The sequence below is a fragment of the Micromonospora sp. GCM10011542 genome (assembly GCF_042650685.1).
Taxonomy (GTDB): Bacteria; Actinomycetota; Actinomycetes; order Mycobacteriales; family Micromonosporaceae; genus Micromonospora.
Map to the genome: position 1 here is coordinate 1 of NZ_JBHSBO010000001.1, position 26,722 is coordinate 26,722.

General features: G+C 71.2%; 28 protein-coding genes, 2 tRNA genes and 3 pseudogenes. 11 read left to right on the plus strand and 22 right to left on the minus strand.

Annotation, left to right across the window (positions count from 1 at the left end; all coding sequences use genetic code 11):
• Positions 1-574: 574 nt before the first annotated feature.
• Positions 575-802, plus strand: coding sequence for a hypothetical protein (locus tag ACFOW4_RS00005; protein WP_377523307.1), 228 nt, complete (start codon positions 575-577; stop codon positions 800-802).
• A 4-nt stretch (positions 803-806) separates the two neighbouring features.
• On the opposite strand, the gene ACFOW4_RS00010 is transcribed toward ACFOW4_RS00005, so the two are convergent.
• The 7 genes from ACFOW4_RS00010 to ACFOW4_RS00040 form a co-directional block, all read right to left on the minus strand.
• Positions 807-1,604 (minus strand): carbon-nitrogen hydrolase family protein, encoded by a 798-nt coding sequence (locus ACFOW4_RS00010; protein ID WP_377523308.1) that lies wholly within the window; start codon positions 1,602-1,604, stop codon positions 807-809.
• A gap of 64 nt (positions 1,605-1,668) precedes the next feature.
• A complete protein-coding gene (locus tag ACFOW4_RS00015) occupies positions 1,669-2,502 on the minus strand; it encodes an EamA family transporter (RefSeq protein ID WP_377523310.1) in 834 nt (277 codons plus the stop codon).
• Positions 2,503-2,638: 136 nt separating this feature from the next.
• Complete coding sequence (gene clpX / locus ACFOW4_RS00020) at positions 2,639-3,934, minus strand: ATP-dependent Clp protease ATP-binding subunit ClpX (RefSeq protein WP_250793536.1); 1,296 nt, start codon at positions 3,932-3,934, stop codon at positions 2,639-2,641.
• Between the two features lie 210 nt (positions 3,935-4,144).
• Positions 4,145-4,807 carry an ATP-dependent Clp protease proteolytic subunit gene (locus ACFOW4_RS00025; protein ID WP_204958134.1) on the minus strand — a complete coding sequence of 221 codons (663 nt, stop codon included), beginning with the start codon at positions 4,805-4,807 and terminating at the stop codon, positions 4,145-4,147.
• A gap of 10 nt (positions 4,808-4,817) precedes the next feature.
• A complete protein-coding gene (locus tag ACFOW4_RS00030; RefSeq protein ID WP_377523313.1) occupies positions 4,818-5,459 on the minus strand; it encodes an ATP-dependent Clp protease proteolytic subunit in 642 nt (213 codons plus the stop codon).
• A 173-nt stretch (positions 5,460-5,632) separates the two neighbouring features.
• Complete coding sequence (tig, locus tag ACFOW4_RS00035; RefSeq protein WP_377523315.1) at positions 5,633-6,985, minus strand: trigger factor; 1,353 nt, start codon at positions 6,983-6,985, stop codon at positions 5,633-5,635.
• Between the two features lie 146 nt (positions 6,986-7,131).
• Positions 7,132-7,205, minus strand: a tRNA-Pro gene (locus ACFOW4_RS00040).
• A 265-nt stretch (positions 7,206-7,470) separates the two neighbouring features.
• On the opposite strand from ACFOW4_RS00040, the gene ACFOW4_RS00045 reads away from it, so the two are divergent.
• Positions 7,471-7,544: transfer RNA gene (locus ACFOW4_RS00045), tRNA-Gly, on the plus strand.
• A gap of 91 nt (positions 7,545-7,635) precedes the next feature.
• Here the strand turns inward: ACFOW4_RS00045 and ACFOW4_RS00050 are convergent.
• The gene (locus tag ACFOW4_RS00050; RefSeq protein WP_377523317.1) at positions 7,636-8,205 is read right to left on the minus strand and encodes a tyrosine-type recombinase/integrase; all 570 of its coding nucleotides are present in this window, start codon (positions 8,203-8,205) and stop codon (positions 7,636-7,638) included.
• A gap of 477 nt (positions 8,206-8,682) precedes the next feature.
• Here ACFOW4_RS00050 and ACFOW4_RS00055 point away from each other — a divergent pair, with 477 nt between their 5' ends.
• A complete protein-coding gene (locus ACFOW4_RS00055; RefSeq protein WP_377523318.1) occupies positions 8,683-9,000 on the plus strand; it encodes a hypothetical protein in 318 nt (105 codons plus the stop codon).
• 351 nt (positions 9,001-9,351) lie between these two features.
• On the opposite strand, the gene ACFOW4_RS00060 is transcribed toward ACFOW4_RS00055, so the two are convergent.
• Both ACFOW4_RS00060 and ACFOW4_RS00065 read right to left on the minus strand, forming a co-directional pair.
• On the minus strand, positions 9,352-9,963 hold the full coding sequence (locus tag ACFOW4_RS00060) for an SMI1/KNR4 family protein (protein WP_377523319.1): 612 nt from the start codon (positions 9,961-9,963) through the stop codon (positions 9,352-9,354).
• 189 nt (positions 9,964-10,152) lie between these two features.
• Positions 10,153-10,632 (minus strand): hypothetical protein, encoded by a 480-nt coding sequence (locus ACFOW4_RS00065; RefSeq protein ID WP_377523320.1) that lies wholly within the window; start codon positions 10,630-10,632, stop codon positions 10,153-10,155.
• Positions 10,633-11,024: 392 nt separating this feature from the next.
• On the opposite strand from ACFOW4_RS00065, the gene ACFOW4_RS00070 reads away from it, so the two are divergent.
• The gene (locus ACFOW4_RS00070; RefSeq protein WP_377523321.1) at positions 11,025-11,624 is read left to right on the plus strand and encodes a hypothetical protein; all 600 of its coding nucleotides are present in this window, start codon (positions 11,025-11,027) and stop codon (positions 11,622-11,624) included.
• A 611-nt stretch (positions 11,625-12,235) separates the two neighbouring features.
• On the opposite strand, the gene ACFOW4_RS00075 is transcribed toward ACFOW4_RS00070, so the two are convergent.
• From ACFOW4_RS00075 to ACFOW4_RS00095, 5 genes and pseudogenes are all read right to left on the minus strand, one after another.
• Positions 12,236-12,559, minus strand: a complete 324-nt coding sequence (locus ACFOW4_RS00075; protein ID WP_377523406.1) for a hypothetical protein — start codon at positions 12,557-12,559, stop codon at positions 12,236-12,238.
• A gap of 40 nt (positions 12,560-12,599) precedes the next feature.
• Positions 12,600-13,058 (minus strand): annotated as a pseudogene (locus ACFOW4_RS00080) (PQQ-binding-like beta-propeller repeat protein); the annotation flags it as partial.
• Between the two features lie 46 nt (positions 13,059-13,104).
• Positions 13,105-13,830, minus strand: a complete 726-nt coding sequence (locus ACFOW4_RS00085) for a hypothetical protein (protein WP_377523391.1) — start codon at positions 13,828-13,830, stop codon at positions 13,105-13,107.
• A gap of 9 nt (positions 13,831-13,839) precedes the next feature.
• Positions 13,840-13,986: pseudogene (locus ACFOW4_RS00090) on the minus strand (hypothetical protein); the annotation flags it as partial.
• A pseudogene (locus ACFOW4_RS00095) lies at positions 13,965-14,102 on the minus strand (hypothetical protein); the annotation flags it as partial. The pseudogenes ACFOW4_RS00095 and ACFOW4_RS00090, both read right to left, overlap by 22 nt.
• A gap of 48 nt (positions 14,103-14,150) precedes the next feature.
• Here ACFOW4_RS00095 and ACFOW4_RS00100 point away from each other — a divergent pair.
• From ACFOW4_RS00100 to ACFOW4_RS00115, 4 genes are all read left to right on the plus strand, one after another.
• Positions 14,151-16,301 carry a M14 family zinc carboxypeptidase gene (locus ACFOW4_RS00100; protein ID WP_377523323.1) on the plus strand — a complete coding sequence of 717 codons (2,151 nt, stop codon included), beginning with the start codon at positions 14,151-14,153 and terminating at the stop codon, positions 16,299-16,301.
• Between the two features lie 161 nt (positions 16,302-16,462).
• A complete protein-coding gene (locus ACFOW4_RS00105; protein WP_377523324.1) occupies positions 16,463-16,840 on the plus strand; it encodes a hypothetical protein in 378 nt (125 codons plus the stop codon).
• Positions 16,841-17,219: 379 nt separating this feature from the next.
• Positions 17,220-17,639 carry a hypothetical protein gene (locus tag ACFOW4_RS00110; RefSeq protein ID WP_377523325.1) on the plus strand — a complete coding sequence of 140 codons (420 nt, stop codon included), beginning with the start codon at positions 17,220-17,222 and terminating at the stop codon, positions 17,637-17,639.
• A gap of 82 nt (positions 17,640-17,721) precedes the next feature.
• A complete protein-coding gene (locus ACFOW4_RS00115; protein WP_377523326.1) occupies positions 17,722-17,985 on the plus strand; it encodes a hypothetical protein in 264 nt (87 codons plus the stop codon).
• Positions 17,986-18,160: 175 nt separating this feature from the next.
• Here ACFOW4_RS00115 and ACFOW4_RS00120 read toward each other — a convergent pair whose 3' ends face one another.
• A complete protein-coding gene (locus ACFOW4_RS00120) occupies positions 18,161-18,709 on the minus strand; it encodes a hypothetical protein (RefSeq protein WP_377523327.1) in 549 nt (182 codons plus the stop codon).
• Positions 18,710-18,845: 136 nt separating this feature from the next.
• Here ACFOW4_RS00120 and ACFOW4_RS00125 point away from each other — a divergent pair, with 136 nt between their 5' ends.
• A complete protein-coding gene (locus ACFOW4_RS00125; RefSeq protein ID WP_377523329.1) occupies positions 18,846-19,184 on the plus strand; it encodes a hypothetical protein in 339 nt (112 codons plus the stop codon).
• Positions 19,185-19,213: 29 nt separating this feature from the next.
• Here ACFOW4_RS00125 and ACFOW4_RS00130 read toward each other — a convergent pair whose 3' ends face one another.
• From ACFOW4_RS00130 to ACFOW4_RS00145, 4 genes are all read right to left on the minus strand, one after another.
• Positions 19,214-19,681 (minus strand): ribose-5-phosphate isomerase, encoded by a 468-nt coding sequence (locus ACFOW4_RS00130; protein ID WP_377523330.1) that lies wholly within the window; start codon positions 19,679-19,681, stop codon positions 19,214-19,216.
• An 82-nt stretch (positions 19,682-19,763) separates the two neighbouring features.
• A complete protein-coding gene (locus tag ACFOW4_RS00135; protein ID WP_377523331.1) occupies positions 19,764-20,966 on the minus strand; it encodes a DUF1015 family protein in 1,203 nt (400 codons plus the stop codon).
• 78 nt (positions 20,967-21,044) lie between these two features.
• On the minus strand, positions 21,045-21,686 hold the full coding sequence (locus tag ACFOW4_RS00140) for a hypothetical protein (RefSeq protein ID WP_377523332.1): 642 nt from the start codon (positions 21,684-21,686) through the stop codon (positions 21,045-21,047).
• Between the two features lie 202 nt (positions 21,687-21,888).
• Positions 21,889-22,512 (minus strand): disulfide bond formation protein DsbA, encoded by a 624-nt coding sequence (locus tag ACFOW4_RS00145; protein WP_377523333.1) that lies wholly within the window; start codon positions 22,510-22,512, stop codon positions 21,889-21,891.
• Between the two features lie 223 nt (positions 22,513-22,735).
• Here ACFOW4_RS00145 and pepN point away from each other — a divergent pair, with 223 nt between their 5' ends.
• Entirely contained in the window at positions 22,736-25,285 is a 2,550-nt protein-coding gene (gene pepN / locus ACFOW4_RS00150) for an aminopeptidase N (protein WP_377523334.1), read from the plus strand.
• Between the two features lie 83 nt (positions 25,286-25,368).
• Positions 25,369-25,932, plus strand: coding sequence for a Uma2 family endonuclease (locus tag ACFOW4_RS00155; RefSeq protein ID WP_377523335.1), 564 nt, complete (start codon positions 25,369-25,371; stop codon positions 25,930-25,932).
• Positions 25,933-26,032: 100 nt separating this feature from the next.
• Here the strand turns inward: ACFOW4_RS00155 and ACFOW4_RS00160 are convergent, their stop codons facing one another.
• Together ACFOW4_RS00160 and ACFOW4_RS00165 are read right to left on the minus strand one after the other, a co-directional pair.
• Positions 26,033-26,440 carry a DUF5130 family protein gene (locus tag ACFOW4_RS00160; RefSeq protein ID WP_377523337.1) on the minus strand — a complete coding sequence of 136 codons (408 nt, stop codon included), beginning with the start codon at positions 26,438-26,440 and terminating at the stop codon, positions 26,033-26,035.
• Positions 26,427-26,714 carry a hypothetical protein gene (locus tag ACFOW4_RS00165; RefSeq protein ID WP_377523394.1) on the minus strand — a complete coding sequence of 96 codons (288 nt, stop codon included), beginning with the start codon at positions 26,712-26,714 and terminating at the stop codon, positions 26,427-26,429. Before ACFOW4_RS00165 ends, ACFOW4_RS00160 begins: the two co-directional genes overlap by 14 nt.
• Between the last annotated feature and the right edge of the window lie 8 nt (positions 26,715-26,722).

Sequence of the window (26,722 nt, forward strand, 5' to 3'; positions counted from 1 at the left end):
GGCACTGGCTTATCAAGCACCCTGTTGAGTTCTCAAAGAACAACCACACACCGATCAGAAACTCCACTCAGTGGAGCCCGTTTCGGGGCAACCGCTCAAACCTACCTGGCCGAACCCTTGCCGTCAACCTCGTGTCCGAGGTGATCAACTTGGTTTCGTCCGAACCCACGATGACGCACGCCGTACCCGGCGGTCGTTTCTGTCGTGGGAAGCCGCAGACCGGCCGATCGCCGCTTCGCGGCCACCCGCCCGGCTCCTGCCGGCCTCAGAACTCTACCCGGTCGGCTTCGCGTCCGCAACCCCGTGTTTCTCGGGGTCTGTCGCACCGCCCGGTCCAGGTTCGTACCGGGTTGCAACCCGGCGGACCCTGGAGCCATTCCCGCGGTTCCGGCCTCTGGACTTTCGCCCGTTTCGTCCGTTCCCCGCTGACAGAGAGAAAGTTACGCGAACGGCCACCGCAAGGCAAATCAACGGGCGTCAGTGGTACGTCATTTCGGGGTCCGGTGTCGTCGGAGACGGGCAGAACCCGGTCGGCGGGGACCGCCGCCGGTCTCGCCGTGCCAGAGTGTCTGACATGAGCGACGTGTCCCGGCCCCCGGCGACGATCCTGGCCGAGGAGGCGCTGCTCGGCCTTCTCCTGCCCATCTGGCAGTTGGTGATCGGGGCGGTCGTGCTGCTCGTCCTGGTGCTGTCGGTCGGTCGGCTGGCCCGGCGGGGACCGTCGCGGATGACCACCGCCCTGCTGGTGACGGCCGCCGCGATCGCCGGCTTCGCCGTCATCGGCGTACTGCTGCAGGGCTGAGGTCTCAGAGCCGCCGGTTCGCCAGGCTGGGCAGCTCGGCCCGGATCGTGGCGAGCCGGTCGAGGTCGATGTCCGCCAGGGCCACGCCGGGCCCGTCCGGCACCTGGGTGAGGACGGTCCCCCAGGGGTCGACGACCATGCTGCGCCCGAAGCAGGTACGGCCGGGATCGTGGTCGCCTGTCTGGCCGGCCGCCGCTACGAAGCACTGGTTCTCGATGGCCCGGGCGCGCAACAGCACCTCCCAGTGGTCCCGCCCGGTGTGCAGCATGAACGCCGCCGGCACCACCAGCAGTTGGGCGCCGCCCTCCGTGGCGAGCCGCCGGTAAAGCTCGGGAAAGCGCAGGTCGTAGCAGATCGACAGGCCGACCCGGAGCCCCTCGACCTCCACCACCACCGGCTGGTCGCCGGGGGCGACGGTCGCGGACTCCAGGTAGGAGACCCGGCCGGGGATCTCCACGTCGTACAGGTGGATCTTGCGGTAGGTCGCGGCGAGGCTACCGGAGCGGTCGAAGACCAGCGAGGTGTTCCAGGTGTGGTCCGGGTCCGGTCCGGCCTCGTGGAACGAGCCGGCGATCACCCAGATGCCGAGCCGCCGGGCGACGCCCGCGAAGAAGCTGCCGACCTCGCCGTCCACCGGCTCCGGCTCGGGCAGGCCAGCGGCGGGGCCGAGGTAGTCGACGTACTCCGGCAGGACGGCCAGGTCGGCGCCGCCGGCGGCGGCGCGCTCCAGCAGCGCCTCCGCGGCGGCCAGGTTGGCCTTGCGGTCGTCCCGGGCGTTCAGCTGGCAGACGGCGACGCGCATGTGCACAGGGTACGACCGGCAGCGTCGCCGGGACAGTGGGCGAAGCGACGGCCTCGCACGCCCGTCAGATGCTGGCCAGCACCAGCGCGCCGGCTGCGAAGCCCAGGCCGGCGACCTGGACCGGGCGTAGCCGTTCCCGGTCGACGGCGAGCGCGAGCAGGACGGTGCTCGCCGGGTAGAGCGCGGCGATGGCCGCGATGACGCTCAGGTGGCCCCGGGCCGCGGCGGCGAGGTAGAGCGCGTTCGCGGCGCTGTCCAGCAGGCCGGCGATCGCCGCCCAGACCAGCACCCGCCGCCCGAGCCGCAGTCGTACCCCGGCGCCGGCGGCCACGGCCAGACCGAACGCGATCGAGCTGGCTCGCACGGCGGCGACCGGCCACATGCCGGCGCTCTCCCCGGCCTGGCCGAGCAGCGCGAAGAAGACGCCGAAGAGTGCGCCGGCCGCGAGCGCGAGACCCACCAGTCGCGCCGACACCGCCCTCCGGCTCCCGCCCTCTCCGAGGCTGACCAGCGCGATGGCCAGCACGGCGAGGCCGGCGCCGGTCAGTGCCGGGGCGCCGGGGAAGGCGGCGGTGAACAGGCCGGCGACGATCGGCACCACCGCCGCGGTGATGGCCGTGATCGGCGCCACGACGGCCATCATGCCGCCGGCGAGCGCCCGGTACAGCAGCATGACGCCGGCCGCCCCCGCCACGCCTGCGAGCAGCCCCCAGGTGAGGTCCGTGACGGTCGGCGTACCGGGGACGACGAGGACCAGGATGGCGAGCAGTGGCACGCTCAGCAGTTGGGAGACCATTGTCACCGCGATCGGGTTGGCGTGCCGGGACGCCCGGCCGCCGGAGAAGTCGGCCGTGCCGAACGCGACCGCGGACACCGCCGCGAGGACAATCGGAAACATTCGGCTGTCGTACCACAGCCGGGGCATGCTCGTGCAGATCGAGAGTGCGCGCACCAACCCGAGCGTCCGCACAATCTGCCGAACGCGATCGCGCCGGCCGCCTCAGGGCTGAGCGGCCGGCGCGACGTGAAGACGATCAGGCCGACTTCTCCTCGCGGTCCCGGCGAGCCCGCCGGCCGGTGAACTCGCGGGGCACGATGGTCGGGTTGACGTTCTCCAGGACCACCTCGCGGGTGATCAGCACCCGAGCGGCGTCCGGGTTGCTCGGCACCTCGTACATCGCGGAGAGCAGCACCTCCTCGATGATCGCCCGCAGGCCGCGGGCGCCGGTGCCCCGGAGCATGGCCTGGTCGGCGATCGCCTCCAGCGCCGGCTGGTCGAACTCCAGCTCGACACCGTCGAGCTCGAAGAGGCGCTGGTACTGCCGGACCAGGGCGTTGCGCGGCTCGGTGAGGATCCGCACCAGGGCGGAGCGGTCCAGGCTGCGTACGTTGGTGATCACTGGGAGCCGGCCGACGAACTCGGGGATGAGCCCGAACTTGAGCATGTCCTCCGGCATCACCTGGCTGAAGATGTCGTCGGTCGACCGGTCGGACACCGACCGGAGCCGGGCGCCGAAGCCGGTGCCACCCTGCCCCGTGCGGGACTCGATGATCTGGTCCAGACCGGCGAAGGCCCCACCGCAGATGAACAGCACGTTGGTGGTGTCGATCTGGATGAACTCCTGGTGCGGGTGCTTACGGCCGCCCTGCGGCGGCACGTTGGCCACCGTGCCTTCCAGCATCTTGAGCAGCGCCTGCTGCACGCCCTCGCCGGAGACGTCCCGAGTGATCGACGGGTTCTCCGACTTGCGGGCGATCTTGTCGACCTCGTCGATGTAGATGATGCCGGTCTCGGCGCGCTTGATGTCGTAGTCGGCGGCCTGGATCAGCTTGAGGAGGATGTTCTCCACGTCCTCGCCGACGTAGCCCGCCTCGGTCAGCGCGGTGGCGTCGGCGATGGCGAACGGGACGTTCAGCATCCGGGCCAGGGTCTGCGCCAGGTGGGTCTTGCCGCAACCGGTCGGGCCGAGCAGCAGGATGTTGGACTTGGCCAGCTCGACGGCGTCGCTGCCGGAGCCCGGCGCGCCGGCCGCCTCGGCCTGGATCCGCTTGTAGTGGTTGTAGACCGCGACGGCGAGCGCCTTCTTGGCCTGGTCCTGACCAACCACGTAGTTGTCGAGGAACTGGCAGATCTCCATCGGCTTGGGAAGCTCTTCCCACTTCACCTCGCCGGACTCGGCCAGCTCCTCCTCGATGATCTCGTTACAGAGGTCGATGCACTCGTCGCAGATGTAGACCCCAGGGCCCGCGATGAGCTTCTTGACCTGCTTCTGCGACTTGCCGCAGAAGGAGCATTTCAGTAGGTCGCCGCCGTCACCGATCCGTGCCACCTACGTTCTCCCTGCACTCATCGGCCGGAGACCCGGCCCTGACCTGCGGACGCTGGCTCCGTCCGTCTCCGTTCACCCCGCCGAACCCGACCGGCGAAGCGGTACGGACCCGACGTTACCCGCTGGCGGGACATTCTCCGACCCCCAAAACGGGTGTGTCAGAGGTCGGCCGGGAGCTTGCGCCCCGGCCGGCCTCTGACCCGGTACGGCTCAGCGCGCGGCGTTGGCCGCGAGCAGGCCCTTCTTGCGGCTGGTCAGGATCGTGTCGACCAGCCCGTACTCCTTGGACTCCTCGGCCGTCATGATCTTGTCACGGTCGATGTCCTTGCGGACCTGCTCGATCGGGCGGTTGCAGTGCCGGGAGAGCATGTCCTCCAGCTGCGTACGCATCCGCAGGATCTCCCGGGCCTGGATCTCGATGTCCGAGCCCTGCCCGTAGCCGCCCTCGGTGGCCGGCTGGTGGATGATGATCCGCGAGTTCGGCAGCGCCATCCGCTTGCCCGGGGTGCCCGCCGCCAGCAGCACCGCAGCCGCGCTGGCGGCCTGCCCCAGACAGACGGTGGAGATGTCGGGGCGGACGTACTGCATGGTGTCGTAGATCGCCGTCATCGCGGTGAACGAACCACCCGGCGAGTTGATGTACATGATGATGTCGCGGTCCGGGTCGGTGCCCTCGAGCGTCAGCAGCTGGGCCATCACGTCGTTGGCCGACGCGTCGTCCACCTGGACGCCGAGGAAGATGATCCGGTCCTCGAAGAGCTTGTTGTACGGGTTGGATTCCTTGACCCCGTACGACGTGCGCTCGACGAACGACGGCAGGACGTAACGGTTGTGCACCGCCGCGAACTGGGGCGGCAAGCTCAGGTCGGTCATCGTCAGCTCCTCAGCTCAGGGTCCCGGCGCCATCCGGAACCTGCGCGGCCCCGATGATCACCTTGTCGATGAAGCCGTAGTCCATGGCCTCCTGGGCGGTGAACCAACGGTCCCGGTCCGAGTCCGCCTCGATCTGCCCCTGGCTCTGGCCGGTGTGGTGCGCGACCCGCTCCTGGAACATCCGCTTCGTGTAGAGCATCTGCTCCGCCTGGATGGCGATGTCGGACGCCGTACCGCCCAGGCCACCGGACGGCTGGTGCATCATGATCCGGGCGTGCGGCAGGGCGTACCGCTTGCCCTTGGTGCCCGCGCAGAGCAGCAGCTGGCCCATCGAGGCCGCCATGCCCATCGCCACGGTCGACACGTCGTTGTCGATGAACTGCATGGTGTCGTAGATCGCCATGCCGGAGTAGACCGAGCCACCCGGCGAGTTGATCCAGAGGTTGATGTCGCGGTCCGGGTCCTCCGCCGCGAGCAGCAGCAGCTGCGCGCAGATGCGGTTGGCGACCTGGTCGGTCACCTCGCTGCCCAGGAAGATGATCCGTTCCTTGAGCAACCGGTTGTAGACCGAGTCGTCGAGGTTGCCAATGGAGTCGCCACCGCGGGCCTCGAGCGCCCGGAGCGACTTCTTGGGGATGTGCATGTCGGTCATGGCAGCCCTTCGCTCTCCGTACCGTCTTTCCCGACACTAACCGCTGCGGAGGGCCGCAGAGTCCCGGTCGGGGCACTGTTCGCTCTCAGCGCAGCTGCGTCGGGCCGTACCCGGGAAACGGTTTCGGCCGCCGCCCGCCGCGAAGCGACGAACGGCGGCCGCGCCCGAGTCGATCAGTGCTCGTGGTCGTGCTGGTGCGCCGCCTCGTTCTCGGCCTTCAGCGCGTCGAGGGTGACCTCGTTGCCCGCCGAGTCCTTGATCGTGATCCGCTCCATCACCGACGCGAGCGCCTTGCCGCGACGCACGTCACCGAAGACCACGCCGGCCGCGCCGGAGCGCACCAGCTGGTCGTAGTACTGCTGCGGGGCCATCCCGGCGCGCTGCGCCCGGTGGACGATCTCGTGACCGAACTCGTCGTCGGAGACCTGCACGTCCTCGGAGTCGGCCAGGGTGTCCAGCAGGAGCTGCACCTTGACGCCCTCGGTCGCCGCCTCGGTCAGCTCGGCGTCGATCTGCTCCTCGGTCTTCTCCTCGGCCGCGAGGTACTCCTCCATCGAGGCGCCGATCCGCTCGAGCTGGTCGATCATCGCCTGCTTGCGGCTCTCGACCTCCTCGCGGACGACGCCCTCCGGCGCCGGCACCTCGGCGGCAGCGACGAGCTGCTCCAGGGCCTTGTCCCGGGCGGCGTAGATCTGCTCGACCTGCTTGCCCCGGGTGACCCGCTCGCGCAGGTCGCCGCGCAGCTCCTCGATCGTGTCGAACTCGCTGGCCATCTGGGCGAACTCGTCGTTCAGCTCCGGCAGCTCCTTCTCCTTGACCGTACGCACGGTCACCGCCACCTCGGCGTCCCGACCGGCGAAGTCGCCGCCGACCAGCTGGGTGGTGAAGGTGGTGCTGTCGCCGGCGGCGAGACCGACCACGGCCTCGTCCAGACCCGGCAGGAGCTGCTTGCTGCCCACCTCGTGGGAGATGTTGCTCGCCGAGCCGCCCGGCACGTCCTCGCCGTCGACGGTGGCGTTCAGGTCGATCTGGACGTAGTCGCCCTCCTGGGCGGCCCGCTCGACGGTCTTGAGGGTGGCGAACCGCTCGCGCAGGTTCTTCACCTGCTCGTCGATCTCGCTCTCGTCGATCTGGAGCTCGTCGACGGTCACCTCGATGGTGGCCGGGTCGGGCAGGGTGATCTCCGGCCGGACGTCCATCTCGGCGGTGAAGTTGAGCGAGTCACCGTCGTTGAACTCGGTGATCTCGACCTCCGGGCGCCCCAGCGTCTTCAGGTCGTGCTCGCGTACGGCGGCGAGGATGTTCTCCGGGATGGCCTCCTGCACCGCCTCGTTGAGGACGGTGCCCCGGCCCACCCGCTGGTCGATGACCGCGGTCGGCACCTTGCCCCGGCGGAAGCCGGGAACCTGGACCTGCGAACCGATCTCCCGGTACGCCTTCTTGAGGCTCGGCTCGAGCTCGACGAACGGCACCTCGATGGCGAGCCGCACGCGCGTCGGGCTCAGAGTCTCGACGGTGCTCTTCACAGGCGTACTCCTTGACGGATCTGGGTTTTGATTCTGGGCTTTCGATTGGCCCATCGAGTGTAGGTGAGCCGGCGCGGCCGGCTGCTAGCGCCCGGGAACCGCACGGGAACGGCGGCACCCGGGGGCGACCCGGCCGCGGACGACAGTCGGGGTGGCGGGATTTGAACCCACGGCCCCTCGCTCCCAAAGCGAGTGCGCTACCAAGCTGCGCCACACCCCGTGGCGACGAGCAGTCTATGCCGTCGGCGCGGCCGAGACGTGCCGGGGCCGCCACCACTCGGACACAATCCCCCGAAAGTCCCACCGCGCGGGGTGCCTGCTCCCATGCCCGAGGCGGCAACGTCGGGGAAACAGTGGTGTCGCGGCACGCGGAGGCCACCAGATCCCTGGCGTTATGCCGATCTCGGTGCGCGGTGCGGGCGCGGCTGCGCGGCCGGCGGAGGCATTGGGTAGGCTGTCGGCGCGTCCCGTTCCGCGGGAGGCACGCGGGCGTAGCTCAATGGTAGAGCTTCAGTCTTCCAAACTGACGGTGCGGGTTCGATTCCCGTCGCCCGCTCCACCCACGAAGGCCCAGGCAGACCGCGTGATCGCGGCACCTAGGCCGTTCGCTTCTCTCCCACTCTGGATCTTGCGTGCCATCCGCGTGCCATTCACGGCCGGCGGCGGCCACTTCCGGCGATACGGCGGTCCATCGCCTGGGCGATCTCGCGGTCCCGCTCGCTGGTGGCGTGTTGGTAGATCAGGGCTGCCCGCATGGTCGCGTGTCCCAGGCGGTGCATCAGCTCTCGTGTGCTGGCCCCGGAAGCGGCGGCGAGGGTGTTGCCGGTATGGCGTAGGTCGTGGAAGTGAAAGCCAGCCAGGCCCACCGAGTCGACCGTCTTGGTCCATTTGACGGCCCGCCCGAAGTTGCCGGAACGCAGCGGCGCACCCTTCGCACCAGTGAAGATCAGCGCGTCGGGGCCGTCTTCGACATGGTCGGCCAGGTGCTCGCGCAGGGACTCAACCGCGGCTGCCGGCAGCGCGACAACGCGAACCCCGGCGGCGGATTTGGGTGGCCCGAATTCCAGACGGTCCTTCAGCGCCGCCAGCTTGCGAGGCACCCGCACGGTCCGCGCGTCCAAGTCGACATCGCAGCGACGCAGGGCAGCCAGCTCTCCCCACCGCAGACCCGAGAGGGCGGCGACGATGATCAGCGCGGCGAAGCGGGCGGAGGAGGACACGCCGCGCTGTCCGCGCGTTGCCGAATTCCGCTCTATAAGATCAAGGCGGCCCGCAAGCGGGCCGCGCCGGCCCGGCCCCGGCCTGCTGGCGACCTTCGGCCGGCATCGGCCGGGCCGGCCGGCCACGCTGAGGGACGACCAGGACTCAGAAGACCTCGGGGCTCCGCCCCGAACCCCGACCCTCCTCAGAGATGCCGCCGCGGCTCACCTCGCCGGTCACCACAAGGGCTACCAGCCTCCCCGAACGGGGACCAGGTCGTTCGTCCGGTAGGGCGCTCCACCTGGTCCCCGTTCGGGGAGGCTGGACGGTCTGGCGACTGCCCGACGAGGAGATCCGCTGAAGCCAGCATGCCGTTGACCCCGCTGTCACCTGCAGGGCGGGAGAATGCCAGGGGGTCAGGTACCGGTTGGGGGCAACGCTAATCTCGCCGCGCAGTCGGGGTAGCCGCTGGAATTCAGGCGTGTAAGGATCGCGCGGTGTTCACCTCGTCGGAATCCCCCGGTGCCGCCGTCGTGTTGGTCTTTGTGCTTTGCGGCATCGCTCTCATAGCTCTAGGCATCCGGATGATCGTCACGCGGCGTATCCCGTGGTTCCTTGACCAGCAGGGTCTCGCACCGCTGCCGTTGCGCAGAGGCAGCTCCCTCGCACTGGTAGGTGCCACTATCGTCCTGGCCGCGTCAGCGGGGTTTCCATCGGTGCCGCCGGTGCCGCATCCGGTCCCAGTAGCGCTGAACGCAGCGGCTTTTATCACCATCGCGGCCTCTGCGGCCTGCCTGATCTTTGTGCGGCGCTAGCAGCCAAGTCGGCTAGATCGACAACTCCCATGCTGGCGGTCTGGGAGCCACGGGTGGGAGCCACCGGGGCGGACTGGACGGGACGGTACGGGACCGATGGAGTTGCCGAGCGCTTGAGGACCAGGACCAGGCGGACGGCATCGGACGGCCTTGACATGCTCTTCGGAATCTACGGATCAGATGGTGAGCAGCCGCGTGTCGTACAGCCATCCGTACAGCCCAGACAGCCAGCCAACGCCGACGACATCCGACAGTGACGGACGGGCTGAGCAGGAGAACGGCTCCCCTACCAGCCCGCTCCGATCTTCTTTCAAACCCAAGGCCGGCCCGCCCTGCCCAGGAGTGTGGCCGTCAACTCGGGTTTGACCCCGGTATCCAATCTCCTATCCCAACTTCCCACTCCAATTCGCCGTCTTTGACAACGGGCTTCAGAGGAGCCGGCGCGCGGGGGTAGTCGTAGGGGATTCGGTGAGCCAGGCCAACGGCGCGTCCTTCCAGCAAAGCCAACATCTCCGTAAGCAGATCGTCCAGGCTATCCCACGCCGAACCGAAGGGGCCGTCGACTTTGTCGAACTCGAATACCCGCCCGTACGGTGGCTGCGGCTGGGTATCGAGGACAAGACACCCGCCACACAGATCGTTTCCGAACGCGATCCAGCTCGGCCGCCAGCCATCGCCCCAGATTGACGCCCTCTGTCGGGTGTCCCGTGCGATCTGCGAGCTATCCATCACGTGGTAGCCCGACGGAAGCAGGATTAGGCCGATGACGTCTCGTGCCGCGGAACCGTTGAAGCTGTGAAGCAGTTCCACTAGATCGGGTGGAAGTTCCGTGTCCATTTCTGAAGCGAGCTCAGCCAGCGCCCGTTCGTCCGCTGGAGGATTGAGCTTTGCGAACGTGAGAGGCGCATTCTTCCGCAACCACTCCGCGATCTGCCTCCACAGGGGAGTGATGCTGCTCGACATGGCTCACCAATCTATCGTAGGGAGCCTGCCTCCGCGTTGGTCAGAGAGCATCGATTGGGAGCCAACGGTGGGAGCCACCGAGGCGAACGGAGTCGGACGAGCCCGGACCGATCCGGTTGCCGAGGGCGCGGGGACCAGGGCGACGCGGACCTTGCCGAACGGCTGCGAAGTGGTCTTGGGAATCTACGGTCAGATGGCGGCGGCGTGCCAGCCACGTGCCAGTAGCCGGTACCCCGGGCGGGCACGAGCGGGCACGAGCCGTGGCCCACTCCCCTTTCGCCAGCAGGCGTTTGGGGCATCTCGGGGCAGTGATCTTCGTCCTTCCAAACTGACGGTGCGGGTTCGATTCCCGTCGCCCGCTCCAACCACAAAGGCCCAGGCAGACCGCATGATCGCGGCACCTGGGCCGCTCCGTTTCTCCCCGTTCTGGATCTTGCGTGCATCCGCGTGCCATTCACCGTTGGCGTCGGCCTCGCCGGCGATCCGGCGGTCCATCGCGCCAGCGATCTCGCGATCGCGCTCGCTGGTGGCGTGCTGGTAGATCAGGGCGGCCCGCATGGTGGCGTGTCCCATGCGGTGCATGAGCTCCCGCGTGCTGGCCCCCGCCGAGGCTGCGAGCGTGTTGCCGGTGTGTCGTAGGTCGTGGAAGTGGAAGCCAGCCAGGCCCACCGAGGCGACCGTCTCGGTTCATCTGACGGCGCGCGTCGGGACCGTCCTCGAGGTGCTCGGCCAGGTGCTCGTGCAGTGCCTCAACCGCAGCCGCTGGCAGCGCGACGACCCGGACCCCGGCGGCCGACGTAGGTGGCCCGAACTCCAGACGATCCTTCAGCGCTGCCAGCTTGCGGGGCGCCCGCACAGTTGCGGCGTCAAGGCGGCCTGCAAGCGGGCCGCGCCGGGGCCCGGGCTGCTGGCGACCTCCGGCCGGGATCGGCCGGGCCGGCCGGCCACGCTTTGGGACGACAGAACCACGAAGACCTCGGAGCTCCGCCCCGAACCCCGGCCCTCCTCAGAGATCCGCTAGACATATTCACAGCGTGGCCACGAGTCCCTACGGTGGCGTGATGAAAGACGAGGCTGCCGCTGGTCGGCGAGCAGGGTCGGCCAACGTTGCGGCGGGATTCGCAATCATCCTTGTCGTCTGCGCTGTCGGTGGCTACCTCGTGTGGCCCGTCTTGGCCGAGCCGGTCTACCTGGCGCGCTCATTCTTCAACCGTGGCTGCTTCGCCGCACCGGACGAGCCGGCGAAGCTGGCTGGCGAGGCAATCTTTCAGCAGCTGCCGGCGAGCGCGTCGCCCGTTGGAGGCCCGGCCACGCTACAGCCCTGCACCCAAACTGGTCCCGGCAGTGAGAGCCAGATCTACGGCGTGGTGACGGTCGAGTATCGCAGCGGATTGTCGGACAAAGAGATCCAAAGCCACTACGAGACGGTCGCCCGCGAGTCGGGGTGGGCGCCCGAAGCCTCAAACGTCCGGCTGCTGTTCGCCAAGAAGATGGCCCGGGATCGTTGCCTGTCGCTGCACGTCTTTCATGACCCCACTCATCGGCCCGGCTCCTACAGGGTCACGGTCGCCTTCTGGCCCAAGTACCAAGACCACTTCTGCAATGAGTCTCACCCGGCGCTGCTGAACGACGAACCGACTACTACACCGCCACCGCGATGACAGCAACGGCGCTGGACGGACTGACGCAGCAGCGGACGAGTAGAGCGCTCCGACCAGCCGCTGTCGATCCTCCTCCACGAAGCCAGACACCACGGCCGCTACCGATCAGAGGGTGGCTTGGGAGCCACGGGTGAGCCATCCGGGCGAACGGAGCCGGATGAGCCCGGACCGCTCCGGTTGCCGGGCCAGGGCCACGCACGAGATCCGAGTCGTATGGCACCGCATCGGGGAGCAGCTCCGCCGCCACGCTCCGCGCCCGGTCCTAGCTGGGCGGCGTGACGCCGCGGCCGCCCTACCAGGAGCTGACGCTCAGGCCGACCGTGCCCAGCAGCACCGAAGCGCTCGGCTTCCCTTGGTCCCTCGAAGTTCTATTCCGGCGGCGACGCGGCCGGGATCGTCGGGGACGGGCGAGCAGTCCGGCTACTCCAACCGCTGTTGGCGGTGATCTGGCCGGCGCTGATCAATGTCGTCATCCACCCCCTGATCCGCTTGAGCTGGATCGGGATCACGGGGGCGGATGCGCGTCACTGAGGGTGCCGCGTGCACCCTGACCGGTCTGGGGACGCCGCCCCCAATCCCGTCACACCCGTGCGCTGACGCTGGGTACGGACCTACGGGGCAGCAACGGCGGCGAGGGTGCCCTTGCCGAGGACGAGCAGCACGCCGGGCGTCAGGCCGCGTACCCCGTTGATCTGCTGGTCGACGCGGCCTCGCGCGCTGATCCGCCCGGCGTCGTCGACGAGCAGCAGCATCCCGGGCCGGCGGACGGCCAGGACCTGACCGCCGCCGGCTCCGACGACCGCCCCCACCTGCTCCGCCCCCGTGGCCACCCGCCAGAGCGGGGCAGCGGTGGCCAGGTCCACCGCGACGTGCCCGCCCCGGCGCTCCCGTGCCCACAGCAGCGAGTCGACCACGCTGATCGCGTCGACGCCCATCGACGCCGCCGTGCCCGTCGAGCAGTCGCACTGACGTCCCGCCCGGCTCACCGACCAGTACCCGCGTGCCGACCGGAGCGGGCAGCACGGTCGTCGCGGGCTGCGGGTCCGTCCAGAGCAGGCTTCCGGTCCAGCGGTCGTACGCCCGCAGCGCGGTGTACCCGCGCCAGCCACCGACGAGTACCCGCTCCCCGGCCACCGCCACGTTGCCGGTGAACCGTGGCTGGGGAACGCTCCACCGCACCGCGCCGTTGCGCAGGTCCAGGCAGCACAGCTCGTGACGATCCTGACTGATCACCCAGCACTGCGTACCGTCGACGACGACGGCCCGGGGCCAGGTGCCGACCGGGACGTCCCAGCGGGTGGCACCGTCGGCCGCGTCCAGGCAGACGAGTCGGGTCCCACGCTCGTGCACCACCACGGCGTCGGGGGTGCTGGCGATCGCTTTCGGGTCGGCCCTCTGGTGCAGGGGCCGACGCCACCGGATCTGAACGATCATTCAGGGTAACCGCGAGCGTTTCGGCCGGCCGGCACGGGCAGCCGGCTCAACTGGTCGGCACCAGCAGGTAGGCCCGACGGCCCGCGTCACCGCCCTCGTCGCAGGCGATGGGACAGGCGAAGCCCACGATGACGCCGTCCTCGTTGACGTCGTCAGCGGACCGCAGTGTCACCGTCGGGGGCAGGTTCCGGACCCGCTTGTTCAGGTCGACCATCCGACCGCCCTGCCACAGGAACGCCCGCTCCTTGTAGTACTCGTCGGTGGCGGTCCGGGCGAGGCCCACCACCTGGCCGGCCTCGTTGACGGCGCGGGCCTCCGAATAGTTGCCTCCGAGCGTGCCGAGGTCGCGGATGGTGCCCTCCCGCCAGAGGGTCGCGTGCATCTCGCCGGCCCTGTTCTGCGAGACACCGACGACGTGGCCGCGGTCGTTGATGTCCCTGGCGTACGTGGACTCGGTGACACCGCCCAGCGTGCCGAGGTCCTGCAGGGCCCCGCCCTTCCACACGAACGCGTGCAACGCGCCGCTCGGCGTGATGGCGCCGCCGGCCACGTGCCCGGAGTTGTTCACCGCGTACGCGACGCTGTCGGTGCCGTACGGTCCGGCCTGACCGCCGAACGTGCCCAGGTCGATGATCCTGCCGTCGCGCCAGACGACCGCCCGGTCGGGCGAGCCCTGCCTGTCGAACCGGCTGCCGGCCACCACGCCACTGTCGTTGACGTCGAACGCCGTGCTGCCGCCGCCCGCGCCGTACCCGGTGCCGAGGTCGGTCATGACCCCGTCGGCGTATCGGAAGGCGTGCGGGGGTCCGTCGCGTTGACGTGGGAGGCGCCGACGACGACGCCGCTCGCGTTGACACCCAACGCTGAACTCCCGCTGTACGTGTTGTCGTAGATGACGCCGAGGTCGGTCATCACCCCGTCGGTCCACGCGAAGGCGTGGTAGTTGTAGATGCCGTCGATCGTGGAGGCGCCCACCACGGTCCGGGCGTCGTTGAGTGCCGACCCGTCGCTGCTGGGCAGTAGCTCTTGACAGTCATCGATCAATGCACTGGTGTGGGGGCCAGTGCATATCGACTTCCGTCAGGAGGGCACATGATCGTCCGACGACGGTGGACGGCCGCCGCCACCACAGCGATCCTGATCAGCGCGGTCCTGTCCCATCCCGGTCCGGGCGCGGCCGCGCCCGCCGATCCGGCCCCACCCTCGATCAGCCTGGCCGCCGGGGAGACCGCCCTGGTCCGGGTGCAGCTGCGCGACCAGGCGCAGCTCGACCGGCTCGTCGCCGCCGGCGCCGACCTCGCCAACCGACCCCGCTCCCGGGACAACCGGATCCTGGTCGACCTGGTGCTGACCGGCGCGCAGCTCGCCGAGCTGACCGCGCAGGGCGCGACCGCCGTGCAGGTGGTGCAGCGCGCCGGCGACGGCAGCCGGCACTACGCCGACAGCGTCCGCGCGGCGCAGGCCCGTACCACCGCCGGGCTGCGCGCTCCGGCGGCCGACCAGCGCACCGCCACCGCGACCGCGGTGGACACCCTGCTGGTGCAGCAGGCGTACTGGTGGACCACGAACGGGCAGACGTTCCTGCAGACCCAGGTGGCCACGACCGCCACGGACGACCCGGACGTGGAGATCACCGTCAGCTGGCGCACCGCGGACGGTGCCACCGGATCGTTCCCCCTCTACCGGTTCGAGGACTCCGGCGAGTACCAGTACCACTACGCCCTCCCCCAGCCGGTGCCGAGCCGGCCGGTCCAGGTGACCGCCACGTCCAGCCTGGGCGGGGTCAGCCGGGCCGTCACCCCGGCGCTCTGGCCGAACGCCGCCCCGCCGCCGCTGCCGGCCGGCTACCAGAAGGACTTCATCGACGCGTACCTGACGCCGATCGACGTCCAGGCGCGGATCAAGCGGCTGGCCCGCCAGTACCGCGACCTGGTCGACGTGATCGACCTGCCGAACCGGACCCAGGGATACCGGCGCAACGCCGTGGCGTACCTCGGCGACCCGGCGGCGGCGGCCGTGGTGGTCGAGTCGGTCCGCTTCGGTGACCAGGGCATGAACGGCGTCCAGGTGCGCACGGTCGACCCGGGCCGCCCGAACCGGGCGTTGAGCGTCCGCTACCGCGACCGGGTGCTCACCGTGTCGCTGGCCACCGACGGCGCCGGCAAGACGGTGAGCACCACCGACGAGGTCGCCGCGGCGATCAACGCGGCTCAGGCGAACCGGTTCCGCGCCACCGTCGAGGACGGCTCGGCGGGGCTGCCGATGCCGGTGGCCGGCCCGGCCCGGCTCGACGACGGCCTGCAGGGCACCGAGGTGCCGGCGCGGCCGTGGACGGTGCAGGCGCTGCGCCTCGGCGTACACCGGGACGGCTCCCGGGTCGGGGTGCTGGCGTACTCCCAGGAGCACGCCCGGGAGTGGGCCACCCCGCTGGTGACGCTCGAGTTCGCCGAGCGGATGCTGGCCAACGCCCGCACCGACCCGGCCACCCGGGAGCTGCTGGAGCAGGTCGACGTGTTCGTCATCCCGACGGTGAACCCGGATGGCGCGAACTACTCGTTCAACGACTTCAACATGCAGCGCAAGAACCTGGTCAACCACTGCACCGGGTCCGCTCGGGACCCGCGTTTCCGCAACTCGTGGGGCGTCGACGTCAACCGCAACTACACAGTCGGGTCGCTCTTCGACGGGTACGTGGGCGCCAGCGCCAACTGTCTCTCCGGCAACTACGCCGGCACGGCCGAGCTGTCCGAGGCGGAGAGCCGCAACGTCATCGCGTTGGCGAAGTCCCACACGAACATCAAGTTCGCGATGAACGTGCACTCCTACGGCGGCTACTTCATGTGGCCGCCCGGCGCGTACAAGGCGGACGGGCGGGTCACCCTGCCCCGGCCGTCGATCGACGAGTCGAAGCTGTTCCTGGACAGCGCCCGGCGGATCGTGGGGGCCATCGCCCAGGAGCGGGGCACCGTGACCTGGCCGTCGCAGACCGGGCCGGTCGCGGACGTGCTCTACTCGGCCGCGGGCAACTCCGCCGACCAGCTCTACTACGAGCTGGGCATCTTCGCCTGGGACTTCGAGGTCGGCAACGACCGGTGGAACCCGGCCACCGGCGAGTGGGAGGGCGTCGGCTTCCAGCCGCCGTTCGACGAGGCGCACGGCGAATCCCAGGAGTACGCCGGCGGGCTGGTCGAGCTGGTCCGGGTCGCCCGCGACTACGCCGCCGCCGAGGCGGCTGCCGGCTGACCGCGGTGGGCCGTGCCGCCGCCGATCGCCGGCGGCGGTACGGCCACCCCGCGCCACGGGACGGGACGAGCCACCGAGACATTGACGTATGTCGCTCTCAGGTGTCTCATGGCGGATACCTGTCGGTAACCCGTCCTCCCGGAGGTTCCGATGCGCCCCCCGTGCTCGCTCGCCGCCGACGCCCGATCGTGCTGATCGACACCCGGACCGGGGCACGGCAGCCGTACTGGGCGGAGCTGGACGCCACGGCCGCCGACCGGCCGGACCGGCAGGCGCTGATCATCCGGCCGGCCCGCAACCTGGCTGAGAACACCCGGTACGCCGTCGGGCTGCGCCGGCTGCGTACCGCCACCGGCGCTCCGGTCGCTCCGTCGGCGACGTTCACTCTCCTGCGTGCCCCCACACCCCCGGCCGACCCGGCGCTGCACCGCCGCTGGGAGTACACGCAGCGGGCTCTCGGCTCGCTCGCCGCGGCCGGCGTCGACACGGCGAGCTGGACCTGGCCTGGGACTTCACCGTCGCTAGCCGACGCGGGCTGACCGGACGCATCGCCCACATGCGCGACGAGGCGTTCCGCCGGCTCGGCATCTTCGCCCCAGCGGTCACCATCGACGGCGTCACCGACCGGCCCGCCGAGAGCGACCCGTACATCCGGCGGCAGGTCGAGGGGACCGTGCTGGTGCCCAGCTACCTGAACAACCCGCTCGGACCACCCGGCTCCTGGCTGAACACCGGTGACGACGGGCTGCCCGAGCAGGAGGGCGTGATACCCAACTGGCGAAGTTCTACTGCAACATCCCCCGCTCGGCGAGCGCCGCGACACCGGCCCGGCCGGCGCTCTACGGCCACGGCCTGCTCGGCTCGCCGCTCGAGATCGAGCAGTCCCGGCTGCGGCAGTACGCGAACGAGTCGAATACGATGCTCTGCGCCACCGCCTGGATCGGCATGGCCACCGAGGACGTCCCCAACGTCATCTACTCGCTCGGCGACTTCTCGCAGTTCGCCTCGATCCCGGACCGCACCCAGCAGGGCTTCCTGAACTTCCTCTTCCTCGGTCGGCTGCGTACCCCGGCGCTGGCGTCCGGACGCAGCGCGGACGCCCCTTCTGGGACATCCCGGCGGCACCGGCCCTGCCCTACGCCGGCAGCGCGCTGGTGGTGGTGGACAGCGGTTCACCGGCGCCCGCCGGCGGGCAACGTCCCGCCCCGCGCCGGCCTCGACCCGCACGGCCACCCGGCCAACTCACCGGCGATCCGGGCGATGATCGCCCGGTTCCTCGCCACCGGCGAACTCGTGGACACCTGCGCCGGAGCGCCCTGCACCGCACCGACCAGCTGACCACGTCGGGGGCCGCGCCACCCGGTGCGGCCCCCGACGCCCCATCCGTTTTGCACCGGGACGCCCCGGGTAGGGCTTCGGCATGGACACGAACACGCAGGCCCACCTGATCGGCGGCCCCAAGGACGGCAGCACCCACGACACCGGCGGCAGCGCCCTGGTGGAGATCGAGATCGACGGCATGATGCACCGCTACATCAGGACCACCAAGGAGCACGACGGCAGCCCGGTCTACAACTACGACGGCATGGTCGCCCCGGACGGCGGCGAGCCGGGCGTGGAGGACCCCGCCGCCCGCGTCGCCTCGCCGCGTGCCGACGCGGAGGGGCACGGCGGCACCCACTGACCCCCGCCGCCGTGTCACCCGGCCGGTGCGCAGCCGGGCCGGCCGGCCACGGATGAACCGTGGCCGGCCGGGTAAGTAGCCGCCGGCCTGGTGGGGAGACGACCGGGGTCGCGGGCGTGCCGCGACCGGGCGCGCGGGCGGGCGGCGCTGGCCGGCCCGCCCGGGCGTACCCGGATCAGTTGTTCGAGATCCAGTTCCAGGCGGAGACCACCCAGGCGGTCTGCTGGAGCCACGCGACGCCAAGGCCCGCGAGGAAGACCGCGGTCACCAGGTGCGCGCCGCGCGCGCTGCGCCGGATGCGCCCCATCTGCCGCTCCAGCACCACCCGGCCGAGCAGCCGGGAGAGCGCGAACAGGCCGACCGCCACCAGCAGGCTCAGCACCAGCACCAGCAGCGGACCGGTCAGGTCGCCCTGCCCGGAGAGGGCCCAGATCCCCCAGCAGACGAAGGCGAACAGCCCCGCCGCCGCGGACCACTCCCCGCCCCGGCGCAGCTGCGCCACGTGCCAGCTCAGCGGCCGGCGGGGCGCCGGCGCGTCCGGCCAGCCGGTGCCCGTCGGGTCCTGCTGCGTCACCGGGAACGGCTCGGTGCGTGGCTCGCGCGACGGCTGACCCACCGAGGCCACTCCGCGGCGGAACCCGTCCCGCTGCGGCGGCACCCCCACGCCGACCTGCGGGGGCACCTCCACGGTCCGCTCCGCCCACGGCTGGGTCTGGTCTGCCATCTCGTTCCTCCCCCTGACCGACGGCACCACCACCGCCTGAAGCGAGGGTAGCCAGCCGGCACATCGGTCGCCGACCGCGTCCGCCCGCCGGGCGCGAGGATGTCGGATCCCGATACCTGAGGGGTACGGTCGGCTGATGGGTGACGTGGAGCGACGACGGCGCCGACTGCGCCACCACGGCGACACCGACCCGGCCGGGCGGGGCACCGACGGGCCCAGTGCGGCCACGGCGCCCGTGCACGACGGCGCCGAGCCACCCCGCCGCCGGGGGCCCGGCGGCGACGACCGGGACGGCGAGCGCGGGCTGCGGGGCCTGGTCGGCTCCGGCTCGTCCCAGGTCGACCTCAGCGCCGCGCTGCGGGCGCGGGACGCGGCCCGGCCGACCGACGACGACCTCGCCGAGGCGGAAGCCCGGGTGGTGGTCGTCCGGCGCAACTGGGTGCCCCGCGAGGAGCTGCCCCGCTCGCCGCGCTGACCGCGTTCGGCACCGCGCGTCCGCTCCGGTCAGGGCAGGACGGGCAGCTGCCGGGTCTGCTCGTACTCGGCCACCTGGGCGATCCGCCGGGCGTGCCGCTCGTTTCCGGAGAACGGGGTGCCCAGGAACGCCTCGACGATGGCGGTGGCCTCGTCGAGCGTGTGCTGCCGGGCGCCGACCGCGACCACGTTCGCGTCGTTGTGCTGGCGGGCGAGCTGGGCAGTCTCGACGTTCCAGGCCAGCGCCGCGCGTACCCCGGCGACCTTGTTCGCGGCGATCTGCTCACCGTTGCCGGAACCGCCGATGACCACCCCCAGAGAGGTGTCGTCGGCCACCACCCGGTCACCGGTGTGCAGGCAGAAGGTCGGGTAGTCGTCGTCCGGGTCGTAGGCGTGCGGGCCGACGTCGACCACGTCGTAGCCCTGCTTGGCCAGATGATTGGCCAGGTGCACCTTCAACTCGAAACCGGCGTGGTCGGATCCCAGGTAGACGCGCATACCCCGAAGTCTGTCAGGCCGCCGGCCGGGACACCGCGCGGGCGGCGTCCCGGAGCCGGGTTCGTCACAGAGCCGGACGGGCTCAGCGCGACAGCTCGGCCACCACCAGGCCGCCGCGCGCCTTCGGGGTGAACCAGGTGCTCTTGCGCGGCATCTTCTCGCGGGCGAGGTTCACGGCCACGAAGTCGTCCACGGTCACCGGCGCGATGAGGATCGCCAGCTCGGCCCGGCCGGCGTCGACCTCCCGGGTGAGCCAGCTCGCCGGGTAGTCGCCGCCGACGTAGGTGATCCGCTTGTCGCCCGGGTCCAGCCCCAGCGCGTCACGCAGCAGCAGCCGCTCGACCAGCGCGTGGTCCAGGTTCTCCAGTCGGGCGGCGCTCTCGTCGTGCGGCAGGGTCACCGCGTACCCGGCACCGGCGAGCCGGAGATGCACGGTGCCACCGGTCGCCGGCACCTCGACCGGGCCCTCGATGGGGGTGATCCGGGCGCCGGCGGCGCGCAGCCGGTCCAGCAACTCGGCCGGTGTGGTGGTCAGCTCGCTGACCAGCCGGTTGTACGGCTGGATGGCCACCGACCCCGGGGTGGTGACCACGGCCAGGAACCGGGGCAGCCCACCGGTCTGCGCGGCCAGGCTGCGGTGGTTGCCGTCGGCGACCACCAGCTCGCCGCCGCCCGCCAGCGCGGTCAGCGCGTCCTGCTCGGGGCCGGGGCCGAGCAGCCAGATGGCGTGGGTGCGCCCCGCCTGGTCGGTGTCGGTGGCGGCGGGCGCACCGGCCGCGTCGGTCGCCGCCGCGAGTGCGGCGTGCAACTCGTCGCCGCGCCCGGTCTGCAGCAGCAGTACGGGAGAGAGCAGGTGCCCCAACGCCTCGGCCAGCGCCACCCGCTCGCGCACCTTGGCGATGAAGACGTCCTCGTTGCGGATGACCAGCCCGGGCTCGTCGGCGCGGGTGGAGATCTGGTCGGTGTCCACCAGGGCGAAGAGGCCGTACGCCGACTCCTCCTGCGGCGCGCTGATCCGGTAGAGCACCACCACCTGTTCGGCGGGGGTGTAGCTGCCGTCCGCCTTGGCCTCGGCGAGGCGGGCCACCGCGTCCGGCAGCGAGTCCAGGAACGATTTGCCGAGACTCTCCGGCGCCCGGTGCGGCATCTCGATGCCGAGGGCACTGTGCGGGTTCGCCTCGATGATCGCGGTGATCTCCGCGTCGTCGGCGAACTCGTCGTAGTTCTGCGCGCCGGTGCCGCCCGTGGTGATCCAGGCCCGGGCGATCGGATGTACGACCGTCATGCCCGCGACGCTACCGGCGACCGCGTCGCTGCCGACGGGGACCCGCGTGGCGTCCACCAGATGAAAGCGGCGGAGCGCTCAACCGGCGCGACCGGCGGCGCCGTTCTGCCGGCGGTGCCGGCCGGCCCCGGCGTGTCCACCGGACCGCCGGCCGGTCGCGGCCGGCCCGGTGGCCGTGTTCCGGCGGGGCGCCGCGGGCGGGCCCGGCACGGGCGCTGGTGTCGGGGCGGGCCGCGGGTTCGGCGGCGGCGCCGGCACCGGCCGCGGGGGGGCGGGCGGCGCCGGGATCGGTTCGGCCGGCGCGGCCGCCGACGGTACGGCCGGCGCGGGCGCCCCGTCCGGGACGGTGCCGGCGGGTGACGGCGGGAGGGCGGTCGGCCCAACGGCGACCGGCGGCGAGTCGGACGGCGCGAGGTCGGTCGGCGCGGCCGACGGGAAGTCGGTCGGCGCGGCCGACGGGAAGTCGGTCGGCGCGGCCGACGGAAAATCGGCTGGCGGGACCAGCGCGGAGCCGGTCGGCGGGGTCAGTCGGGAGGTGACCGGCACCCGGGCCACGCCGACCACGATCGGTGGGGCGAGCAGGTCCGCCAGATGCGCGGGTAGGTCGGGGCGGAGCGCCGGCCAGCGGAAGTCGTCGACCGACCAGTAGGCGGCACCGGGAGTCTCGGTCACCCCCTTCAGGGTCAGCTGATCGTCACCGGACGCACGGTGCTTGGCCATCGGGATTGCCTCCACGAGCTGCGGGGTGCGGCCCTGCGGGTCGCTGCGGCGGACATGCAGGCCAACGAATCCGGCTGCCACCCGGTGACGGGGCAGGCTCCGCTGCTGACCCGACACGCCGAGCTGGGCGCGGTGCGGGTCTGGAGGTAAGGAGGGGCCCCTTGTTAACGCCTGGCGTTAACAAGGGGCCCCTCCTTGCACATCAGTCGAAGATCGGGCCGAGGTCGCGGGTGCGCTTGAGCTCGTAGAAGCCCGGGGTGCCGGCGACCAGCAGGACGCCGTCCCAGAGCCGGCCGGCCGCCTCGCCCTTCGGGGCCGGCGTGATCACCGGGCCGAAGAACGCGACCTGCTTGCCGTCCGGACCCGGCGCGTGGATCACCGGGGTGCCCACGTCCTGGCCGACCGGGCGCATGCCCGCCTCGTGGCTGGCCCGCAGCGCCTCGTCGTACTCGGTGCCGGCGGCGGCCTCGGCCAGCGCCGGGTCGAGGCCGGCGTCGGTCAGCGCGGCGGCGAACAGCTCGGGGCCGACCTGCTCCTTGCCGAGGTGGATCCGGGTGCCGAGGGCGGTGTAGAGCTTGCGGACGGCGTCCGAGCCGTACCGCTGCTCCACGGCGATGCACATCCGCACCGGGCCCCAGCCGCTCTTCATCAGTTCCTGGTACTGCTCGGGCAGGTCCCGGCCCTCGTTGAGCACCGACAGGCTCATCACGTGGAAGCGGATGTCCACTTCCCGGACCTGCTCGACCTCCAGCAGCCAGCGGGAGGTGATCCACGCCCACGGGCAGATCGGGTCGAACCACATGTCAACGGCGACACGTTCGGTCACGGTGGAGTCCCTTCGCGACAGGCGGGCGCCGGCAGTCCGGCGTCTCATCCGAATCTTCACCCCCGGGGGCGTCCGCCGACACCGGAACGAGAGCGTGACCTCGGCCACCGCCGCCTGGCAGCACGTGGAAGACTCGGATCCGAGCTGGCCGCCTTGAGCGGTCGGCGACGGGCGCCGCTGCGGCGTACGGCGAGATGTGGGATGGAGACGAACAGTGCCGGGAGTGCGCAACCTGACGCAGGTCGAGGCGACCGAGCGGGCCCGACTGCTCGATGTGACCGGGTACGACATCAGTCTGGACCTGTCGACCGCCGTGCTGGCGGCCGACGGTCGCACGTTCCGGTCCACGACCGAGGTCCGGTTCCGCTGCGCCGAGCCGGGCGCGAGCACCTTCATCGAGGTGGCCGCCGAGTCGGTGCGGTCCGCGACGTTGAACGGCGCGCCGGTGGACCTGTCCGGTTGGTCGGCCGAGAAGGGCCTGACGCTGTCCGGCCTGGACACCGAGAACACCCTGGTGGTCGATGCGGACTTCGGCTACTCCAACAGCGGGCAGGGCCTGCACCGCACGGTCGACCCGGTGGACGGCGAGACGTACCTCTACAGCCAATTCGAAACGGCCGACGCGCAGAGGGTGTTCGCCTGCTTCGACCAGCCCGACCTGAAGAGCGTCTACACCTGGCACGCCACGGTGCCGGCGCACTGGCGGGTGGTGTCGAACATGCCGGTGCAGCGTGAGGAGCCGGCGGGTGAGGCGCGCAAGACCGTCCACTTCACCGAGTCGCCCCGGATGAGCACCTACATCACGGCGCTCTGCGCCGGCCCGTACCACGAGGTGCGCGACAGCCACGACGGCATCGACCTGGGCGCGTTCTGCCGGGCGTCGATGGCGCCGTACCTGGACGCCGACGACCTGTTCCTGATCACCAAGCAGGGGTTCGACTTCTTCCACGAGAAGTTCGGGGTGCGCTACCCGCTGCCCAAGTACGACCAGCTCTGGGTGCCCGACTTCAACGCCGGCGCGATGGAGAACTTCGGGTGCGTCACGCACGCCGAGTCGCACTACCTGTTCCGCTCGCAGGTCACCGACTTCGAGTACGAGCAGCGGGCCAACACGATCCTGCACGAGCTGGCCCACATGTGGTTCGGCGACCTGGTCACCATGCGCTGGTGGAACGACCTGTGGCTCAACGAGTCGTTCGCCGAGTGGGCCAGCCACTGGTGCAACACCAACGCCACCCGGTTCACCGAGGCGTGGACGACGTTCCTGTCCATCCGCAAGAACTGGGGCTACCGGCAGGACCAGCTCTCCTCCACGCACCCGGTCTACACCGAGATGCCGGACATGGAGGCCGTCGAGGTCAACTTCGACGGGATCACCTACGCCAAGGGCGCCAGCGTGCTCAAGCAGCTCGTCGCGTACGTGGGCGAGGAGCCGTTCGTGGCCGGGCTGCGGGCGTACTTCGGCAAGCACGCCTGGGGCAACGCCACCTTCGACGACCTGCTCACCGAGCTGGAGGCGGCCTCCGGCCGGGAGCTGCGCAAGTTCGCCGCGCAGTGGCTGGAGACCGCCCAGGTCAACACGCTGCGGCCGGAGGTCGAGATCGGCGCCGACGGCACGTACCAGCGGGTGGCGGTCCGGCAGGAGGCGCCGACCGACTTCCCGACGCTGCGTACCCACCGGATCGGCGTGGGCCTGTACGACCTGACCGACGGGCGGCTGGTCCGCCGCGAGCGGCACGAGGTGGACGTGACCGGCGAGCGGACCGACCTGACGCAGCTCAACGGCGTCCGGGCGGCCGACGTGCTGCTGCTCAACGACGACGACCTGAGCTACACCAAGCTGCGCCTGGACGAGCGGTCGCTGGCCACCGTGGTGCAGCACATCGGTGGCTTCGAGTCGTCGCTGGCCCGGGCGCTGTGCTGGACCGCCGCGTGGGACATGATCCGCGACGCCGAGCTGGCCGCCCGCGACTACGTGGCGCTGGTGCTGGCCGGGCTGCCCGCCGAGACCGACATCAACCTGGTGACCGCCACGCTGCGGCAGGCCACCACCGCGCTCACCTTCTACGCCGACCCGGCGTGGGCGCCGACCGGCTGGGCCGGGCTGGCCCGCACCGCGAAGGACGCCCTCGCCGCCGCCGAGGCGGGCAGCGGCTTCCAGCTCGCCTGGGCCCGCGCGTACGCCGCCGCCGCACGCTCCGAGGAGGACCTGGCCACCCTGCGCGGCTGGCTGGACGGCTCCGGCGTGCCGGCCGGGCTGACCGTCGACACGGAACTGCGCTGGGCGGTGCTCGGCGCGCTGGTGGCCAACGGCGCCGCCGGCACCGCCGAGATCGAGGCGGAGCTGGCCGGCGACCGCACCGCCAGCGGCGAGCGGGAGGCGGCGTACGTGCACGCGCTGGTGCCGACGGCGGAGAACAAGGCCGCCGTCTGGGCCCAGCTGACCGGGCCGGACGCGCTGCCCAACTGGCGGCACCGGGCGCTGCTGCAGGGCTTCAGCCACCCGACGCAGGTGGAGCTGATCGCGCCCTACCGGGAGCGGTACTTCGCCGCGGTCGCGCAGGTGTGGGCCAGCCGGGACAGCGAGCCGGCGCAGGAGTTCGCACAGCTGGCCTACCCGGCCTACCTGGTGGAGGACGACACGGTCACGGCCACCGACGCGTTCCTGGCGGGCGACGGGCACCCGGGCCCGCTGCGCCGGCTGGTCGCCGAGGGCCGCGACGGCGTGGTCCGTGCCCTGAAGGCCCGCGCGAAGGACGCCCAGAGCGCCTGAGCAGGTGGTACACGGCCGGGGCCGGCGCGGGTGTCAGCCCACGCCGGCCGCGGGCGTTATCGTGGCGGGAGGAGGTGAACGTGATGGCACACCCGACCTACGAGTGGCACCCACCGGATCGGGGATGGCGCGAGCAGGACCTGCTCGACCTGCCCACCGACGGAAACCGCTACGAGGTCATCGACGGGAGCTTGCACGTGACCCCTCCAGCCGGTCCCGAGCACCACGAGCTCGCCGACGAGATCCGAATGGCATTGCGCCAAGCGGCGCCGTCCGGTTGGCGGGTGATCCGGGAAATCGGAGTGCGCGTGCCAGGCGGCAACCTCATCCCGGACCTGACGGCGTTGCGGCCGGGGGCACCGCGCGAGCGGATGTGGGCTGATCCGGCGGACATTGCGCTCGTCCTCGAAGTCGAGTCGACGGGCAGCCGTCGCCACGACCGGTTCACCAAGCCGGCGCTCTACGCCGAAGCGGGCATCACCCACTACTGGCGGGTGGAACGGGGCGACTTCGGCCCGGTGGTGTACCGCTACCGGCTCGGCAAGGGTGAGCACTACGAGCTGTTGGGCACGGTGGGGCCGGACGACCCGGTGAGCGTGGACGAGCCCTGGCCGATGACCCTGGCCCCGAGCAGCTGGCCGCGTTGACGGCGGGCGCGTTCTTCCAAGATCTTCCGCAGCAGCCCGCCCCAACACACCCAAGCCCGGTCCGCTGACGCGGACCGGGCTTGGTCGTACCTGCGGGCGGTCAGCCCTTGCCGGCGTGGCTGGCCAGTTGGTCGAGGCCGTTGATGATGCCGCCGGCCAGGTCACCCCCGCTGAACGCGCCGACCATCGAGAGCGCGGCGAGCTTGACGTACGTGTCCGGAATGCGCTTGCGGGCGTACCGGCCGGTGACGATCTCCAGCTGCCGCTGGTTGGGCGAGACGGCGATCAGCACCGAGCGGTCCGGGTCGGCGAGCTGGTGGTGCAGCCGCTGGGCGTGCTCCCGGATCGGCTCGTCCAAGCCGCCGACGAAGACCGAGAAGACCAGGCCGGTGCCCCGGTCGGCCAGGCGCAGCGCCTCGTCGATGCGCAGCAGCTGTCGGGTCGAGAACGGCCCGTCCAGCACCTCGGGCGGATTACCCGGCCCGGCCTGCTTCTCACCAACGGTCACTTGCGCCTCCGGTTCCACCGGCCGGCGCCTCGACGCTGGCCTGCTCAAGCTTGTGGCTGGTCAGCGCCGGCGCCTGCGCACCGGCCGCCAGCGCGGTGCCGGCCGAGTCGGCCAGCTGCTCCGGGCGGCCCAGGAACCAGACCGGAGTGAAGTCGAAGGGCCGGCCCGGCCGGTAGCGCTTGGCGCCGCCACGACCACCGCCGCGACTCCCGGCGTACGACAGACCGGCGATCACCAGCACCGCGGCCACCGGGATGCCGACGAAGACCAGCAACGTCTCGG

Excerpts from the sequence above, each read along its gene's own strand:
- ACFOW4_RS00100 (WP_377523323.1), top strand. The coding sequence starts at position 14,151 with ATGATCGTCCGACGACGGTGGACGGCCGCCGCCACCACAGCGATCCTG.
- ACFOW4_RS00155 (WP_377523335.1), top strand. The coding sequence starts at position 25,369 with ATGGCACACCCGACCTACGAGTGGCACCCACCGGATCGGGGATGGCGC.
- ACFOW4_RS00140 (WP_377523332.1), bottom strand. The coding sequence starts at position 21,686 with ATGGCCAAGCACCGTGCGTCCGGTGACGATCAGCTGACCCTGAAGGGG.
- ACFOW4_RS00115 (WP_377523326.1), top strand. The coding sequence starts at position 17,722 with ATGGACACGAACACGCAGGCCCACCTGATCGGCGGCCCCAAGGACGGC.
- ACFOW4_RS00075 (WP_377523406.1), bottom strand. The coding sequence starts at position 12,559 with ATGGGCGTCGACGCGATCAGCGTGGTCGACTCGCTGCTGTGGGCACGG.
- ACFOW4_RS00030 (WP_377523313.1), bottom strand. The coding sequence starts at position 5,459 with ATGACCGACATGCACATCCCCAAGAAGTCGCTCCGGGCGCTCGAGGCC.
- ACFOW4_RS00010 (WP_377523308.1), bottom strand. The coding sequence starts at position 1,604 with ATGCGCGTCGCCGTCTGCCAGCTGAACGCCCGGGACGACCGCAAGGCC.
- ACFOW4_RS00125 (WP_377523329.1), top strand. The coding sequence starts at position 18,846 with ATGGGTGACGTGGAGCGACGACGGCGCCGACTGCGCCACCACGGCGAC.
- ACFOW4_RS00025 (WP_204958134.1), bottom strand. The coding sequence starts at position 4,807 with ATGACCGACCTGAGCTTGCCGCCCCAGTTCGCGGCGGTGCACAACCGT.
- ACFOW4_RS00110 (WP_377523325.1), top strand. The coding sequence starts at position 17,220 with ATGCTCTGCGCCACCGCCTGGATCGGCATGGCCACCGAGGACGTCCCC.
- ACFOW4_RS00130 (WP_377523330.1), bottom strand. The coding sequence starts at position 19,681 with ATGCGCGTCTACCTGGGATCCGACCACGCCGGTTTCGAGTTGAAGGTG.
- ACFOW4_RS00085 (WP_377523391.1), bottom strand. The coding sequence starts at position 13,830 with ATGACCGACCTCGGCACCGGGTACGGCGCGGGCGGCGGCAGCACGGCG.
- ACFOW4_RS00005 (WP_377523307.1), top strand. The coding sequence starts at position 575 with ATGAGCGACGTGTCCCGGCCCCCGGCGACGATCCTGGCCGAGGAGGCG.
- ACFOW4_RS00060 (WP_377523319.1), bottom strand. The coding sequence starts at position 9,963 with ATGTCGAGCAGCATCACTCCCCTGTGGAGGCAGATCGCGGAGTGGTTG.
- ACFOW4_RS00135 (WP_377523331.1), bottom strand. The coding sequence starts at position 20,966 with ATGACGGTCGTACATCCGATCGCCCGGGCCTGGATCACCACGGGCGGC.
- ACFOW4_RS00120 (WP_377523327.1), bottom strand. The coding sequence starts at position 18,709 with ATGGCAGACCAGACCCAGCCGTGGGCGGAGCGGACCGTGGAGGTGCCC.
- ACFOW4_RS00070 (WP_377523321.1), top strand. The coding sequence starts at position 11,025 with ATGAAAGACGAGGCTGCCGCTGGTCGGCGAGCAGGGTCGGCCAACGTT.
- ACFOW4_RS00015 (WP_377523310.1), bottom strand. The coding sequence starts at position 2,502 with ATGTTTCCGATTGTCCTCGCGGCGGTGTCCGCGGTCGCGTTCGGCACG.